The 14768-nt window shown below is 63.6% G+C and carries 12 protein-coding genes and 1 pseudogene; 1 reads left to right on the top strand and 12 read right to left on the bottom strand.

The genetic code is table 11. From position 1 onward, the window contains the following. From ABW22_RS11335 to ABW22_RS11320, 4 genes and pseudogenes are all read right to left on the bottom strand, one after another. Positions 1–166 (bottom strand): annotated as a pseudogene (locus ABW22_RS11335) (GMP synthase (glutamine-hydrolyzing)); the annotation flags it as partial. Between the two features lie 33 nt (positions 167–199). Then, complete coding sequence (locus tag ABW22_RS11330; protein ID WP_059756510.1) at positions 200–3166, bottom strand: EAL domain-containing protein; 2967 nt, start codon at positions 3164–3166, stop codon at positions 200–202. Further along, positions 3163–4230: a chemotaxis-specific protein-glutamate methyltransferase CheB gene (gene cheB / locus ABW22_RS11325; RefSeq protein ID WP_059756498.1), complete on the bottom strand. Its 1068-nt coding sequence runs from the start codon at positions 4228–4230 to the stop codon at positions 3163–3165. Before cheB ends, ABW22_RS11330 begins: the two co-directional genes overlap by 4 nt. A 58-nt stretch (positions 4231–4288) precedes the next feature. Then, complete coding sequence (locus ABW22_RS11320; protein WP_059756495.1) at positions 4289–5371, bottom strand: GGDEF domain-containing protein; 1083 nt, start codon at positions 5369–5371, stop codon at positions 4289–4291. Positions 5372–5381: 10 nt separating this feature from the next. On the opposite strand from ABW22_RS11320, the gene ABW22_RS11315 reads away from it, so the two are divergent. After that, positions 5382–5612, top strand: coding sequence for a hypothetical protein (locus ABW22_RS11315; RefSeq protein ID WP_157648612.1), 231 nt, complete (start codon positions 5382–5384; stop codon positions 5610–5612). Positions 5613–5623: 11 nt separating this feature from the next. On the opposite strand, the gene ABW22_RS11310 is transcribed toward ABW22_RS11315, so the two are convergent. The 8 genes from ABW22_RS11310 to ABW22_RS11275 all read right to left on the bottom strand — a co-directional run bounded on the left by ABW22_RS11310 (position 5624) and on the right by ABW22_RS11275 (position 14730). Continuing rightward, positions 5624–7924, bottom strand: a complete 2301-nt coding sequence (locus ABW22_RS11310; protein WP_059756489.1) for a hybrid sensor histidine kinase/response regulator — start codon at positions 7922–7924, stop codon at positions 5624–5626. Between the two features lie 21 nt (positions 7925–7945). Then, positions 7946–9406, bottom strand: coding sequence for a methyl-accepting chemotaxis protein (locus ABW22_RS11305; RefSeq protein WP_059756483.1), 1461 nt, complete (start codon positions 9404–9406; stop codon positions 7946–7948). Next, the gene (locus ABW22_RS11300) at positions 9403–9609 is read right to left on the bottom strand and encodes a hypothetical protein (RefSeq protein WP_059756478.1); all 207 of its coding nucleotides are present in this window, start codon (positions 9607–9609) and stop codon (positions 9403–9405) included. The genes ABW22_RS11305 and ABW22_RS11300 overlap by 4 nt, the downstream gene beginning before the upstream one ends. 57 nt (positions 9610–9666) lie before the next feature. Next, positions 9667–10308: a chemotaxis protein CheW gene (locus ABW22_RS11295; protein ID WP_059756507.1), complete on the bottom strand. Its 642-nt coding sequence runs from the start codon at positions 10306–10308 to the stop codon at positions 9667–9669. A 201-nt stretch (positions 10309–10509) separates the two neighbouring features. After that, positions 10510–11895, bottom strand: a complete 1386-nt coding sequence (locus ABW22_RS11290) for a CheR family methyltransferase (protein ID WP_059756475.1) — start codon at positions 11893–11895, stop codon at positions 10510–10512. Continuing rightward, positions 11896–12354, bottom strand: a complete 459-nt coding sequence (locus ABW22_RS11285; RefSeq protein WP_059756470.1) for a chemotaxis protein CheW — start codon at positions 12352–12354, stop codon at positions 11896–11898. Positions 12355–12697: 343 nt separating this feature from the next. After that, entirely contained in the window at positions 12698–14275 is a 1578-nt protein-coding gene (gene guaA / locus ABW22_RS11280; RefSeq protein ID WP_059756466.1) for a glutamine-hydrolyzing GMP synthase, read from the bottom strand. Between the two features lie 95 nt (positions 14276–14370). Further along, the gene (locus ABW22_RS11275) at positions 14371–14730 is read right to left on the bottom strand and encodes a four helix bundle protein (protein WP_059756502.1); all 360 of its coding nucleotides are present in this window, start codon (positions 14728–14730) and stop codon (positions 14371–14373) included. Positions 14731–14768 lie beyond the last annotated feature (38 nt).

Here is a 14768-nt window from a genome sequence, read left to right as displayed (position 1 = left end):
CGATGAAGATGGCATCGGCCCGTCTGAGCAGCTCGGCGTATTCTCGTTTGACTTCACCGAGGATGCGCACACCCAGGCCGGGGCCGGGGAATGGATGGCGGTAGACCATGTCGTGCGGCAGGCCGAGCGCAATGCCCAGTTCGCGCACTTCATCCTTGAACAGTTCGCAACCTGATGTCAGGTCACACATGATATGACACTAGCCCGGCAGCAATTTCTGCTCGCGCAGGAACTGCTCAATCTGTTCCGCAGGCACCCCCGGGCTGAACAGGAACCCTTGGATCTCGTCGCATTTGAGCACGCGCAAGAACCTTGCCTGCTCCCCGGTTTCGACGCCCTCCGCAACCACCCGCATCTTCAGGGAATGGGCAAGCGAGATGATCGTGGACACGATGCTCAGATCGTCGGCGTTGCTGGTCATGTTCATAATGAACGCCCGGTCGATTTTCAGGGTGCTGACAGGCAGCTTGGCGATATAGCTGAGCGAGGAATACCCGGTGCCGAAATCGTCGATCGCCACTTCCACGCCCATCTCCCGGATCGCTTGAAGCTTCTCGATGTTGGCCTCGATATCCTGCATGATCAGGCTCTCGGTGATCTCGAGCTCCAGCCTGCCGGCCACCTCTCTGTCACCTTTCACCACGCGCTCAATCATGCTGACGAAATCTTTCTGTTGTAGCTGGATCGGAGAGACGTTGACGGCGACCCTCGGCGATCGCAGCCCTTTCGCCTGCCACGCCAGGGAATCCGCTACCGCTTTTTCTAGCGCCCACAGACCGGCTTCCAGAATCATTCCGGTTTCTTCAAGCAGGGGAATGAACTTCAGCGGCGGCACCAGGCCATTCTCCGGATCGTTCCAGCGCAGCAGCGCTTCCAGGCCGCTGATCTGTCCGCTGTCGAGGTCGACCTTGGGCTGGTAATGCAGCACCAGTTCTTCCCGCTCCAGCGCCCGGCGCAGCTTGTTCTCGAGCGACAACTTCTCGGCGACCAGCGCATTGAATGCAGGGGTATAGAACAGATACCTGTCGCCGGAGAGCTTGGCTTTTTTCAGCGCCGATTCGGCATTGTGGAAAAGCGCCTCGATGTCCTGGCCGTCAGTGGGATAAGACGATACCCCGGCCCTGGCCGAAATACGCAGCTCCTGTCCGCCGACCAGGAACGGCTGATCCTGGATCGCCGACAACATCCGCTCCAGGACATGAACGATGTTGACACTGGCATCGTCGCAGCGGGTGGCGATGCCGAAGTAGTCGGCTGAAAAATGGGCAAAGATGTCCGTTTCGCCGAGCATGCCCTGTAGCCGCTGTGTGATCTGGCGCAACAGATCGTCGCCGGCCTGCCGGCCCAGGGTTTCATTGATGCTGCTGAAGCGGTTGAGGTCGAGCATGATTACGGAAAACACCTTGCCATCGCGGCGTGCGACACCGATTTTCTGGTCGACGCGATCCAGGAACAGCGTCCGGTTCGGCAGACCGGTGACGGCATCGTAATAGGCCAGATAATCGAGGCGCGCCTCTTTTTCGAGATGGTCCAGCGCGAAGGAAATATCGCCGGCCATTTCGACCAGCAGCCGCATTTCCTCCTCATCGAAAACGTCCGCTTCCGGGGCATAGAGCACGAATACGCCGACCGGCCGCTCTCCCAGCAGCAAGGGAAACATCGCCACGGAACGATAGCCGCGCTGCAAGGCTTCGGCACGCCAGGCACACCTTGCACAGCGGTCATCATCCGATGCGATGTCGTTGCAGATGACCGGCTTCGCCTGCGTGATCGCTTCCGCCGTCAGCGGGCAATTTCCCCGCGCATCTTCCGCAACGCTCAAATTGATCCGGGACAGATAGCCATCGTCAAGGCCTGCCCTGGCGACCGGCGTGACCTGCTGCGTGTCCGCGTCAAGCGTGCCGATCCACGCGAACGCGAACTTGCCGTGTTCCACCGCGATGCGGCAGGCTTCGTCGAAGAGTTCCTGGGGTTCTCGCACGCGCACGATCGTCGTGTTGATGCCGCTGAGTACGCTGTAGATGCGATTGAGGCGAACGATCCTGGCCTCCGCGCGTTTGCGCTCGGCGATTTCCGCAGTGAGCGCTGCGGTGCGTTCCTCCACCAGTTGCTCCAGATGTTCGTGCAGTCGTGCCCGCTCCAGTGCAATACCCACCTGGTGCCCGACCCCGTAGAGCGTTTCCAGTTCATCTTCCCGGAACAGGCCCTGATCCGCACCGACCAGATTCATGACGCCCAGGATCTGATCGCCGTTCCACAACGGCACGCTGGCGTGATAGCGCAAGCCCTGGGTGCCCGCCTTCGCCTTGCCGAGCCGCTCGCATTCCAGGATGCTGGTGACATGATCCAGCTCGCCCGCGAGAAACCGGCGCCGGCATTCGCACAAGCCCTCCATCGCCCCTGGGACCTGCAATGCCGACGGCAGATTGCACGCGGCGCCGAGCCGGAAGCCGGATTCACCTTCCTGCAGAAATATCCAGCCCGCCCGCACCCCCGGCAGCTCCAGCGCATGTTCGAGCGCTTTCTCGCACACCGCGCGCTCGCTCACCGCATGATTCAGCCCCTCGGCGATGTGGTAGAGGCCGGTCAGCACGTGGTTCGAGTCGGCCAGCTCGCTCTGCTTTACCTTGAGCTCCTCGTTGAGGTGGATCGCCTCCTCGTAGACCGAAATCAGCAGGTCCACGATCTGCTGCCGCTCGGCGGTGATGAAATGCCTTTGTCCGCCGAGATGGATTTCCATCCCCATCTGCATCTTCTGGCTCTTGCGCATTTCCTGATTCATCAGCAGGTAATCGACGCGGGCGAGCAGGTATTTCTCCTCGTACGGCTTGCGGATGAAGTTGTCGGCGCCGCACTCCAGCCCCTTCATGATGTCCAGCACGTCGGACAGCGTGGTCACCAGGATGACCGGGATGTCCCTCAACGCCTCGTCGGCCTTGATTGCCTTGCACAGTTCGTAGCCGTTCATCTCGGGCATCACGATGTCGCTGATCACCAGCGACGGCTTGCGCCGCCGCAGCGATTCGAGCGCTTTCCTGCCGTTTGCGGCAACCACCACCCGGTAGCCGTGTCCTTCGAGCAGGTTTTGCAACTGCTCGGCCTGGGTCGGGCTGTCCTCGGCAATAAGGATCTCAACGCTACCGTTCTTGCCCCGGGTCGATTTCATGAATGCCTCCATTGCGCGTGGCCGTTGTTCGCCAGATTCACCAGCACTGCGGCAATCTTGTCCGGGGGAAGCACAAACGTCGCCGCATCGAGCTTGATTGCTTCGCCCGGCATGCCGTGCACGACCGAACTGTCCTTGTCCTGGGCGAAGGTGACTGCGCCCTTTTCTTTCAATAGCCGCAGTTCCTCGGCGCCGTCGCGTCCCATGCCGGTGAGCAGGCCGGCAACGGCGTCGCCCTCGTAGTTATCGGCAATCGAGCGGAAAAGATAAGACACCGACGGGCAAAGCCCGTTTTCGGGCGCGTCCCGGGTCAGGGCGACCTTGCCGCTGCGTTCCACCTTCATCTGGTAATCGTCGGGCGCAAAGTAGACGTGACCAGGAAGAATAAGCTCTCCGTGGCGGGCGACCTGAACCGGCAGGCTGACCGATTGCCTCAGCCACTCGACGAATCCCTGGATAAAGCCCGCTGCCATATGCTGGACGATCAATACCGGAACCGGAAACGTCTTCGGTAATCCCGCGAGCAGGGTATGGAGCGCGGGCGGACCGCCAGTTGAAGCGCCGATGGCGACGATTCGCATCTTCGCCGGGGCGTGCGCCGGCCCCGTCTTCTCCGGACTCCGGGCCAGCGCATCGGGCCGCACGCGGGGCCAGCGCCGCACCACCTTGACTTCCGACATCAGCTTCACCGTCTGCACCAGTTCCCTCGCCGTGGTCTCATGGTCCGCGTGGCCGATGCCAGCAGGCCGCGACAGCACGGCCAGCGCGCCGGCCTCCATGGCTTCGAATGTCGTCGCCATCTCCCCCGGATCGTAGCTCCCACTGACGATGACAATCGGTCTCGGGTCCGTTTCCATGATCCGGCGCGTGGCCTCCAGGCCGTCCATTTTCGGCATATGGATGTCCATCGTGATCACGTCGGGTCCATAGCGGCGCACGGCATCGAGCGCCTCCTCGCCATCGTGCGCCGTAGCGATGACCCGGATGCCGGGATCCGCGCTGAGAACGTGAATGAGAAATTCACGCACCACGGGCGAATCTTCCACCACCAGGACCTTGATCATGGGTATTGCCTCATGGTGTGGTTCCGGAGTGGCGCTCCGCGCAATTTTCCGTCCATGCTCATCCCGGGCTCGCCGGTTGAGCGAACGCCAGCTCATACCGAACCACCCGGTTTCTGCCACCCCGCTTGGCCGCATACATCGCCGCGTCGGCAGCCGCGGCCAGCGCCTCGGCGCTGGCCGCGTGTACCGGCCAGGTCGCGACCCCGATGCTGACGGTCATGCGTATGGGTTCCGAATTAGCATCGAACGGCTGCGCCTCCACCGCCGCGCGCAGGCGTTCGGCGAAACGAACAGCGGCCTCAAAATCGCTCTCCGGCAGAATGACGGTGATCTCCTCGCCGCCATAACGGCACACGCGGTCGACGGCACGCGCCTCGCGGCCCAGCAACTCGCCCAGTCCCCTGAGAACGGCGTCTCCCGCCAGGTGCCCGTGCGTGTCGTTGACGCGCTTGAAGTGGTCGATGTCGAGCAGCAGCAGCGAGAGCGGCCGCTGGAAGCGCTGCGCGCGTGCAAGCTCGTCCCCGAGCAGCACGTAGAAGGTGCGGTGGTTGTAGAACCCTGTAAGGCCGTCGTGCGTAGCGAACGCCTCGAGCGCGGCCTGATCCGCTTCGAGCTGCCCGGCCATCGCGTTGAAGGCCGCGGCCAGTTCGCCCAGCTCGTCATGACGGTGGATGTCCATCCGGTGTGACAGCTTGCCTTCCGCCAGGCGCGCCGCGCCCTGTCGCAAGGTGTCCACCGGGTCGGTGACGGAGCGCGCCAGCACCACGCCGGCGAACAGGGACGCCGCAACGGCCGCCACGAAGGCAGCGAAGGTCACCCACAGGACTCTGGTGCGGGCGGCGCGGGCCTGCGCGCGATTCCGGTCGATTACCTGATGGAAATAATCGTGCGTCATATCGAGCGCTGACACGGCCCGATCGATGTGCGCATCGAACCGCTCCATGTCGCGCGCCGCCGCCGCGTTTCCCACCGGGTTGGGCAGGCGCAGAAGCTGCTCGCCCAGGCGCAGCGCCTGCGCCCATTCCGCGCGCGCGGACCCGATCAGCGCGCGTTCCTCCGCCAGCGTGAACCCGCTCGGGCGAGGCCGCGTCGAAAGCCCACTCCACCCGTTGGCGCAGTTGTGCGAACTGCCGGCGCTCATCCGGATCGCCGTGGATCAGGTAGTCGTTGACCGGCATGGCGGCCTGGAGCAGCGCCGTCTGCAGGTGCGTCACGGGCGCCAGTTCTTCGGTAAGCTCGCGCACGATGTCGTCGAGCGGCTCGATCAGCCGCGGCAGCAGGTAGAACTGGCCCACGGCCGCAGCCACCAGAAACGGCAGCAGCACGGCGCCCAAACCCAGGGCGAAGCGGGCGCGCAGGGAAACCTGAAACTTGATATCTGAAATCCGAAACGTCATAACAGCCTCCGGATCACCTCCAGCAGGTTGCTCTGGTCGAAGCTGCTTTTCACAATATAGGCATTGGCGCCGACGTCGATGCCGCGCTCGCGGTGTTCGCGCGAATCGAGCGCGGTCACCAGCACCACCGGCAGTTCCGCAAGATGCTTGTCGGCACGTATCATGGCCGTGAGGTCGAAACCGTCCATGCGCGGCATTTCCACATCCGAGACGACCAGGTCGAATGTGCCGGTCTTGAGCGCAGTGTAGGCGTCGATTCCGTCCACCGCGGTAGTGACGGCGTAATCCGCCGATTCAAGGATGTTCTTGAGCAGCGAGCGCGAGGTGATCGAATCCTCCACCACCAGGATGGATTGCTTTTCAACCGCTCCGGGTTTCCCGGCCGCGATGGGCGCGCGCGGCGCCGTCGCCTGCTTCACTGCCGATTTCAGCAGGTCGGGCACGTTCAGCACCGGCACCACCTGGCCCGTCCCCAGCACGCTCGCGCCGGCGACGTTGCGCACGCGCGCGAGTTGCGGGCCGAGGGTTTTGACCAGCACTTCCTGTTCGCCGAGGATTTCGTCCACCCGGAACGCGACGCGCCCGAGGTCCGAACCGAGCACGACGGCGGGCACGCCGCCCGCCGATTCGGTCGCTGTCTCCCTGCGCGGCAGTTCCAGCACGTCGCCGAGCCAGACCAGCGCAACCGCTTGCCCATCGAGCGGAATCGTTTCGCGGTTTTCCACCGTTTGAACGTCCGGGCCGGCCACCCGCGTCACCCGTTCGACGCGCGCAGCGGGGATGACGCAAAGCTGTTCGCCGGCACGGACCAGGATGCCCCGGAAAGTGGCAAGCGTCAGCGGCAGGACGATCCGGAAGGCGGTGCCGGCACCGGGCTGCGATTCGAGCGCGACGCTGCCGCCCAGCCGCTCGACTTTTTCCCGCACGATGGCGAGGCCGAGCCCGCGTCCGGAGACGTCCGTGATGAGGGGGCTGGTGGTCACGCCGGACTGGAAGGCGAGCGCCTGCGCCGCCGGCTCGTCGAGCCGCTCCGCCTCCTCGGCGGAAACGAGGCCGAGCCTGCCGGCCGCAGCCTTCACCCTGGAGGCATCGATGCCGGCGCCGTCGTCGGCCACCAGGATCTCGACCTTACCGCCGTCCTGCTGCGAGATCGTCAAGGTGATCGTTCCGCGCGCCGGTTTGCGCTGGTCCACGCGCGCGGCCGGCGGCTCGATGCCGTGATCGATCGCGTTGCGCAGCAAGTGGATGAGCGGGTCCTTCATGGCCTCCAGAATGCGCCGGTCGATTTCGATCTCGCCGCCCTGCAGCGCCAGTTCCACGTCCTTGCCCTGCCCGCGGGCCAATTCGCGGGCAAAGCGCGGGAACATATCGAGCAGCGACGCGAACGGCAGCAACTGCATCTCCTTCACGTCGTGCAGCAGGCCGTCGGTCATGCCGGACAGCGTGCGCCGATCGTGCTCGGCCGAGCGTGTCAGCCGCGCCAGCCGGTCCTCGAGCATTTTCATGTGAAGCTGCTCGGCATCCAGATACTCGAGCAGCCTGGGGAGTTCCTGCCTTTCCCGCGCGCTGCCGGTGTCCTTGAGGGTGCGCGCGAATGCGCGCTCGACCCATCGCAATGCGGGCTGAATCCGTGTGCGTTCCTTTTTCCAGGCGGCGAGCGCGGCGACGGTCTCGCGCAGTTCCCGGGCGCGTTGGCTCGCCGCCAGGCGGGGCGACAACAGTTCCTCGACCTGGCGCATCACCGCGTCGAGTTTCGCGGTGGAGACCCTGACCGTATCGGAAGCCAGGTCGGGAGCGGGGCGGGGCACAGCGGTCATCGTCACCGATGCATCGGGTAACGACGCGGGGAGAGGCTCCGCCGTAGCCGGTATTTCGGAACCGGGCGGTATTCCCGTCGCTGCGTCGTCGAGTCGCCGCATCAGCGCCGCGACCGCCGGCGAGCGTGACCGGGAGGGACCGGCGCCCGGGGCAAGCAGCCCGCCGAGGGCGTCGATCGCCTGCTGCAGCAGATCGACCAGCGGCGGCGAGACGGCGAGCCGCTTGCCCTTCAGCGCGGCGAACACGCTTTCCAGCGACTGGCACACCGACTCGATTTCCATGAGGTTTACGGCCCGGGCGGCGCCCTTCAGGCTGTGCGCCTCACGAAAAACCGTCTCGACCAGCGCCGCCGCCTGAGCACCATCCGGCATGTTCTCGAGCGCAAGCAGCCCCGACGCCATCGCCTGAAGATGTTCGTCCGCCTCCACCCGGAACGTCGCCAGGAGTTTTTTCAGCAGCTCGTCGTTCTTGTTGGCCATGATCGTGTTTCGGCTTCCGGATCAGGCGGCCTTGTTCCCGATCAGGTCGCCCAGCTTCTGCCCCAGTTCATGCAGACCCTGCGCGGCCACCTCCGCCTGGCGGGTGCCAGCAACGTTCTGCACGCTGGCCTGCTTGATGTTCTCCATCGCCTGCGCCACCTGATCCATGCCCACCATCTGCTGCTGGCTCGAGGCGGCGATCTGGGTGGCCGCCTGCGCCGCCTCGTTGATGCTCTCGGCCAGCAGGCGGATTGCTTCGCCGGTCTCGCCGGTCTGCCTGACGCCGGCCTCGACCGCCTTGTTGCCCTGCTCGGTGGCCAGCACCGCAGCACTGGTGGCTTTCTGGATGTCGCCGAGGAGCGTCCGCACCTGGCCGGTCGCCTGCTTGGACTGTTCGGCCAGGCTTTTCACCTCCTGCGCCACCACGGCAAAGCCCTTGCCCTGTTCGCCCGCCTTGGCCGCCTCGATGGCGGCGTTCACCGCCAGCAGGTTCGATTGCTCGGCGAGGTCGTTGACGGTGGCGATGATCTCGCCGATGGCCTGACTCTGTTCGCTCAAACGCACGATGCTCTCGGCAATCGATTCCATCTGTTCCTGGATGCGGTTCATCCCCTGGATCGCCTCCTCCACCGACTTGCTGCCGCGCTGCGAAACCTGGGACGCTTTCTGCGCGCTGTCGGAAACGAAGCGCGCCTTCTGGCTGGCAAGCTGCGCGGTCTGCTTCACTTCCTCCACGGTGGCGGTGGTCTCGCTCACCGCCGTTGCGGTTTCGGCCGCCCCCGAGGCAACCTGGCTCGTGGTGGCGAGAATTTCACTGGACGAGGAAGCTATCTGGGCGATGCTCTCGCGGAGTTGCCGGGTGATGGCGCGACTGAGATAGAAGCCGATGGCCAGGCCGACGACAAGAGCGAGCAACGAAGCGCCCCACATCACCCACGTCAGGAGATTGACCGTCGCCGCCAGTTCGGCGCGGCCTTCCGCCATCAGCTTCAGTTCCCGGTCGCGGAAGCGCTCCGCCTGGTCGATCAGGGTAGTGCTGATGGGGCGCACCTCCTCGATCCCCAGCGCCAGCGCCTCCGCGCGCTTTCCTTGCCGCGCCAGTTCGATGACGCCATCCTGCGCCAGCTCGTTCTTCGCCTGCAGGGCAGCGATTTCGTCCAGCATGCCGCGTCCTTCTGCGCTACGGACGAGCTGGCGCATGGTTCCGACGATCTCGCCGAAGCGGCGCCGGTTGGTCTGCAGGTCTTCCAGGTAACTTTTCCGGAGATCGGGATAGAGCAGAATGCCCCGGTAGTTGCCGACCTGATCGTTCAGTTCGAAGCGCAGCCTGTCGGCGCCCTCGACCAGTTGCTCGTCCACGTCGATAAAGCCGTCATAGGTCGCCTGCACCCGGTCGAGCGAATAAAAGGCGACAAACATCACGATCGCAAGCAGCCCCAATACGACGGCGTAGCCGCCGATAATTTTTTTGCCGATAGTCATGGTCTGATCACCCTCAAGGTTTCGGTTGTTCGGCTTGCTGTCACGTCTGATATTGCGCCGTCAGTTGCCACAAAATGCTGCCCTCTCCGCCTGACGCCTGTTACGACCGCCTTGTCAGGCTGTTTGGTCGCGAGAAAAACCGTCATCTGCCCGAAGCCGGCGAACAGCTTGCCGCGTGTCGTAAGGTCGAGAAACCATTTCATGCCTTGATCTCCTTTGCTGCATTGTGACGTGCCAACTGAATCCGGTTCCGCGTTTTCCTATCCGGCCACCTGCTCCTGCACAACAATACTTTCGTCCGTCAGCAGTTTCTCCGCGTCGAGGATCACCAGGCGCTCGGGCGTCACGCCTTGCAGATAATCCTCGCGGATGCCGGTGAGCGTGGGCAGGGACGGCTGGATCCCGGTCACCGGAATGCGGCGCACGCCGGTAATCGCATCGGCCAGGATGCCGAACAGCATGTCTTCGGACTGCAGCACGATGATTTTGTTGAGGTCGGTCAGCCCCTGCTCCGGCAGTTCGAAGAATTTCTTGATGTCGATGACCGAGAGAATCTCGCCGCGCAGGTTGACGATGCCGAGCACGAAGGCCGGGGTGCACGGCAGCGGCGTCAGGTTTTCCAGGGGCGCGACCTCGCGGACGTAACGCGACTCGATAGCGTAGCGTTCGTGGGCCAGAACGAATTCCACCACTTCGATGTGTTCGCTGGCGGTCTCCGCCGCTTCGGGCACCCGCCCGAGCGCCTGCGCACGCGCCATCAGAACACGCTGGGTCTCCGCCAAAGACGGCATCCAGGCATGCTCGATCACGCCGCGCGCCTTTTCCAGGCGCTGGCTGACCGCGTGCCAGTCGACCGGCGTCAGTCCTCGCTTGCTGCGCGACACCTTCTCGCCGGTTTTCATGTGCATTCCTCCCTAATTGTTATCTTGAAAACCCTATTTGAACCACAGAGACACAGAGAAAAAACTAAAGACTTGCATCGCGCCCACCGTCACCTGTCGGGTGAGTGGCCAGGTGCGGTTCAATTATGATTTCTCGTCTTCCTCTGTGCCTCTGTGCCTCCGTGGTAAAAAATTCAGGGTTATTCATTCGTATAGCACGCGTTACGTTCCGGCGGCGATCCACGGCAGGCTCGACTGCACCGACGCGATGATTTCGCCGAGCCGGCCGGCGGTCAGGCCATCCGACTCGGGGAGGATATCGTCCGGAAGATGAGTCTGCAGCAGGGTCTGCGCATGCTCGAAGTGACGCTGTGCCTCGCGCTGCCGCCCTTGCGACCGGCACAGATTGCCGAGCGCGAAGTGGGCGAGCACGAAACCTGGATCGAGATAGAGCGCGCGCTGGAGCGACTGCACGGCGGCGGCGTTTTGCCCCTGTTCCTGCTGCACGGTGGCGAGGAGGTAATAACCGGCGGGGTTGAGCTTGTCCGCGGTGATCGCCTCGCGGCACCACGCAACCGCTTCGTCGAGCCGCCCCTGGTTGGCGCAGTCGCGCGCCGCCTGCGCCGGCGTACCAGTACTGCGGGGCGCCGCTGCCAGACTCGCCGGCGTCGGCGCTGCGGCGACTTCCGGCACCGGCACCGGTCGCCAGGGTTCCGCCGCCGGGGCCGGCACAGGGCTCGCAAAGCGCGGCGCGTCCGCATCGGCCGGCTTGCGGTAGAGGGTCGCGCCGGCGAACGCGACGCTCGTGAAGCGCGAGAACAGGGCGCTCGACGTCTCCGCAGGGCTCACGATGAGCCAGCCGCCGTCGACCAGCGAACGGTAGAGCTGCTCGACGACCGCGCTGGCCCGTTCCGCGGTGAAATACATCAGCACGTTGCGGCAGAAAATCACGTCCATCGCATTGGTGTTGTTCGAAAGCGAGGGATAAACATCCTCGGCGAGGTTGAGGTAGGAAAACGTCAACTTTTTTCGAATGCGCGGATGCAGTTCGTAGCGTCCGTTCCGCTTCCGTTTGAAATAGCGCGCCCTGATCCAGTCCGGGGTGGCGCGAAACGACCATTCGCCGTACTCGCCTTCCGCCGCTTTCCTGAGAAACAGCGGGTTGATGTCGGTGGCCAGAAGGGTGACATTCCATGTCTCGTGATCCGGAATCAGCCGGTCGAGAAGCATCGCGATCGAATAGGGTTCCTCGCCCGTGCAGCAGCCGGCGCACCAGATACGCAGCCGCCGCGTGTTGTGCGCGCGCGCGTGCAGCAGCGCCGGCAGGATGTGCTGTTCGAAGCCGTCGAGGCTGCGCGGTTCGCGAAAGAAATAGGTCTCCCCCACGGTCAGGTGGCTGGCGAGGATTTCGATCTCGCTGTGCGTCAGCGGGGCGGACAGGAGCCGCTGCGCGCATGACGCCGCATCCGGCATGTCGAAGGCCGCTGCGGCGGCGGCGATGCCCCGCTCGAGATCGCCCCAGCGTTCCTTCGGGAAATGCAGGCCGATGCGGGCGGCCAGCAGCGCGCTCAGGGCGGAAAGCAGGGAATCGGGAAGCGTCGGCCGCATCTACCGGTCTTCGGCCGCCGCCATCGCCCGATCGAGCGCTTCCGCTTCGTCCAGCGAAAGAAAGCGGTCCAGGTCATGGATGAGAATCAGGCCGTCGTCGAGCTTGACCACGCCCTCGACATATTCGAGGTCGGGAAGAATGGTCTCCGCATCGACGCGATCCGGCCCGGCGTGTTCGAGCACGCCGTTGACCGAATCGGCCACCAGCGCGACCGGGCGTTGCGCCGTATGCGCGATGACGAGCCGGTCGGTCAAGGCCATCTCCCGCTCCGGCAGACGAAAGCGCCTGCGCATATTGACCACCGGAATAACGCGCCCCTGGAGGTTCGCCACGCCACTCACGATGGCCGGCGCGCCCGGAAGCGGGGTGACGTAAACGGCGCGAATGACGCGTTCGACGACAGACAGCGGCAATGCAATGCGCAAGGCATCGAAGCAAAGGACAACATATTCATCCATACATTCCCCCAGGAATGAACGATGCATACCGATTCGCAGCGAATCAGGCTGCCGGGCGCAATCGATACCGTGCCGGTTGTTTAGGCCAGGCGATCAACTGCCCGGCGCGTAACGCTAAGCTTTCATAATGGGGATCATCATCATTATCCATAAGGATAGCAACCTACCCCCTGCATTCCATCCGTCGTTCCACGGAAAAGGCCGGCACCGGCCATCCATGGATTGGGCCATACCGATATGACGGAAATATTATGGAAATGGCGGCCTCGAAGATCCCCCGGCAGCCCTTTTCGGCGGGTCGATCCCCGCTGCGCGGGGCCCCTCGCCCAACGCCTCAAAGGGCTTACTCCCACTCAATCGTAGCCGGTGGCTTGCCGCTGATGTCGTAGACGACACGGTTGATGCCGCGTACTTCGTTGATGATGCGGTTGGAAACCTTGCCAAGTAGCGTGTAGGGCAGTTCGGCCCAGTGGGCGGTCATGAAGTCTTGCGTCTGCACGGCACGCAGGGCGACGACATAATCGTAGGTGCGGCCGTCGCCCATGACGCCGACGCTCTTCACTGGAAGGAACACGACGAAGGCCTGGCTGGTTTTCTCGTACCAGGATATTTCCCCATCACCATGGGCGCGCAGTTCTTCGATGAAGATGGCATCGGCCCGTCTGAGCAGCTCGGCGTATTCTCGTTTGACTTCACCGAGGATGCGCACACCCAGGCCGGGGCCGGGGAATGGATGGCGGTAGACCATGTCGTGCGGCAGGCCGAGCGCAATGCCCAGTTCGCGCACTTCATCCTTGAACAGTTCGCGCAGCGGTTCGAGCAGCTTCAGGTGCAGGGTGTCGGGCAGGCCACCGACGTTGTGGTGGCTCTTGATGGTGTGCGCTTTTTTGGTCTTGGCGCTGGCCGATTCAATCACATCCGGATAGATGGTTCCCTGCGCCAGCCACTTGGCCTTGGGCAGTTTCTCGGCTTCTTCCTGGAACACGTGGACGAATTCGCGGCCGATGATCTTGCGCTTCTGTTCGGGGTCGGAGACGCCGGCGAGCGCGTCCATGAAGCGGTCGCGCGCGTCGACGTGGATGACCTTGACGCCGAGGTTGTCGGCGAAGGTCTGCATCACCTGCTCGGCTTCGTTCAGGCGCAACAGGCCGTTGTCAACGAACACGCAGGTGAGCTGCGTGCCGATGGCGCGATGCAGCAGCGCCGCGACCACCGAAGAATCGACGCCACCGGACAGACCCAGAATCACTTCGTCGCTGCCAACCTCGCTGCACACGCGGCCGATGGCCTCGTCGACGTAATCGGGCATGTTCCAGTCGCCCGCGCAGCCGCACAGATCGCGCACAAAGCGGTTGATCACCGTCTTGCCCTGCAGGGTGTGGGTGACTTCGGGATGGAACTGCACGCCATAGAAGCGGCGGTCCTCGTCGGCCATTGCGGCAATCGGCGTGGCAGCATTGCTCGCCATCACCTTGAAGCCGGGCGGCAGCGCGGTGACCTTGTCGCCGTGGCTCATCCATACGTCGAGTAGCCCATGGCCTTCGTCGTTGACCCGATCCTGGATGTCGCGCAGCAGTGCCGTGTGGCCGCGCGCGCGAATTTCGGCGTACCCGAATTCGCGCTTGGCCGCGCCCTCCACCTGGCCACCCAGTTGCGCCGCCATGGTCTGCATGCCGTAGCAGATGCCCAGCACCGGCACGCCGAGCGTGAACACCACGTCGGGCGCGCGCGGGGTTTCCTCTTCGTACACCGAACTGGGTCCGCCGGAGAGAATGATGCCGGCCGGCGCAAAGTCGCGCACGAAAGCTTCGGTCACGTCGTTGGGATGCAGTTCACAGTAGACGCCCGCCTCGCGCACGCGGCGCGCAATCAGCTGGGTGTACTGGGAACCGAAGTCGAGGATGAGGATTTTCTGGTGCATGTTTGATGGGCGGAGAGTCGAGAGTGGAGAGTGATTAGCGTGAAGCGGAGAGTGGTAGCTAGGGTGGAGCGTCGAGAGTAAGGGGCGGGACGCGGTTATTTATTGGCGAGGCTTTTTTGCATGCCTCGGATCATTCTCGCTAGTTCATCGGTGTTTCCGAGAAGCGTGGCAACTGCCTCTTCATCGACAAATCCCAGATCACCCGACAGGATCAGTTGAGTCTGTAATTCAGCGAGGGAGCCGCGTGCAATGGCGAGAAATCGCCGGAAATCGCCATCATTTTCTCGCCCATGCCCTTCGGCAATATTGGAGGGAACCGAGACTGCGGATCGTCGAATCTGGCTGGTGAGCCCATAAATTTCAGCTGCCGGAAAAGTCGCGGTGGCGGAATAAATGGCTTTGACCAACTTCATCGCCCCCTGCCAAATGAGTAAGTCCCGATAGTCCCTGATCATTGGCTCCAAACTCTCGACTCTCGACTCCAAACTCTCGA

This window comes from Thiobacillus denitrificans, from assembly GCF_001530125.1.
In the GTDB taxonomy this organism is placed as follows: Bacteria; Pseudomonadota; Gammaproteobacteria; order Burkholderiales; family Thiobacillaceae; genus Thiobacillus; species Thiobacillus denitrificans_C.
The sequence above is the reverse complement of the archived record's forward strand: the minus strand, read 5'-3'. Positions and strand labels throughout refer to the sequence as shown.

Bases quoted from the DNA above. Each gene is read 5' to 3' on its own strand.
- ABW22_RS11305 (WP_059756483.1), bottom strand. From the start codon at position 9,406: ATGACTATCGGCAAAAAAATTATCGGCGGCTACGCCGTCGTATTGGGG.
- ABW22_RS11285 (WP_059756470.1), bottom strand. From the start codon at position 12,354: ATGGATGAATATGTTGTCCTTTGCTTCGATGCCTTGCGCATTGCATTG.
- ABW22_RS11290 (WP_059756475.1), bottom strand. From the start codon at position 11,895: ATGCGGCCGACGCTTCCCGATTCCCTGCTTTCCGCCCTGAGCGCGCTG.
- ABW22_RS11295 (WP_059756507.1), bottom strand. From the start codon at position 10,308: ATGAAAACCGGCGAGAAGGTGTCGCGCAGCAAGCGAGGACTGACGCCG.
- ABW22_RS11310 (WP_059756489.1), bottom strand. From the start codon at position 7,924: ATGGCCAACAAGAACGACGAGCTGCTGAAAAAACTCCTGGCGACGTTC.
- ABW22_RS11330 (WP_059756510.1), bottom strand. From the start codon at position 3,166: ATGAAATCGACCCGGGGCAAGAACGGTAGCGTTGAGATCCTTATTGCC.
- cheB (WP_059756498.1), bottom strand. From the start codon at position 4,230: ATGATCAAGGTCCTGGTGGTGGAAGATTCGCCCGTGGTGCGTGAATTT.
- guaA (WP_059756466.1), bottom strand. From the start codon at position 14,275: ATGCACCAGAAAATCCTCATCCTCGACTTCGGTTCCCAGTACACCCAG.
- ABW22_RS11275 (WP_059756502.1), bottom strand. From the start codon at position 14,730: ATGATCAGGGACTATCGGGACTTACTCATTTGGCAGGGGGCGATGAAG.
- ABW22_RS11300 (WP_059756478.1), bottom strand. From the start codon at position 9,609: ATGAAATGGTTTCTCGACCTTACGACACGCGGCAAGCTGTTCGCCGGC.
- ABW22_RS11320 (WP_059756495.1), bottom strand. From the start codon at position 5,371: ATGAGCGCCGGCAGTTCGCACAACTGCGCCAACGGGTGGAGTGGGCTT.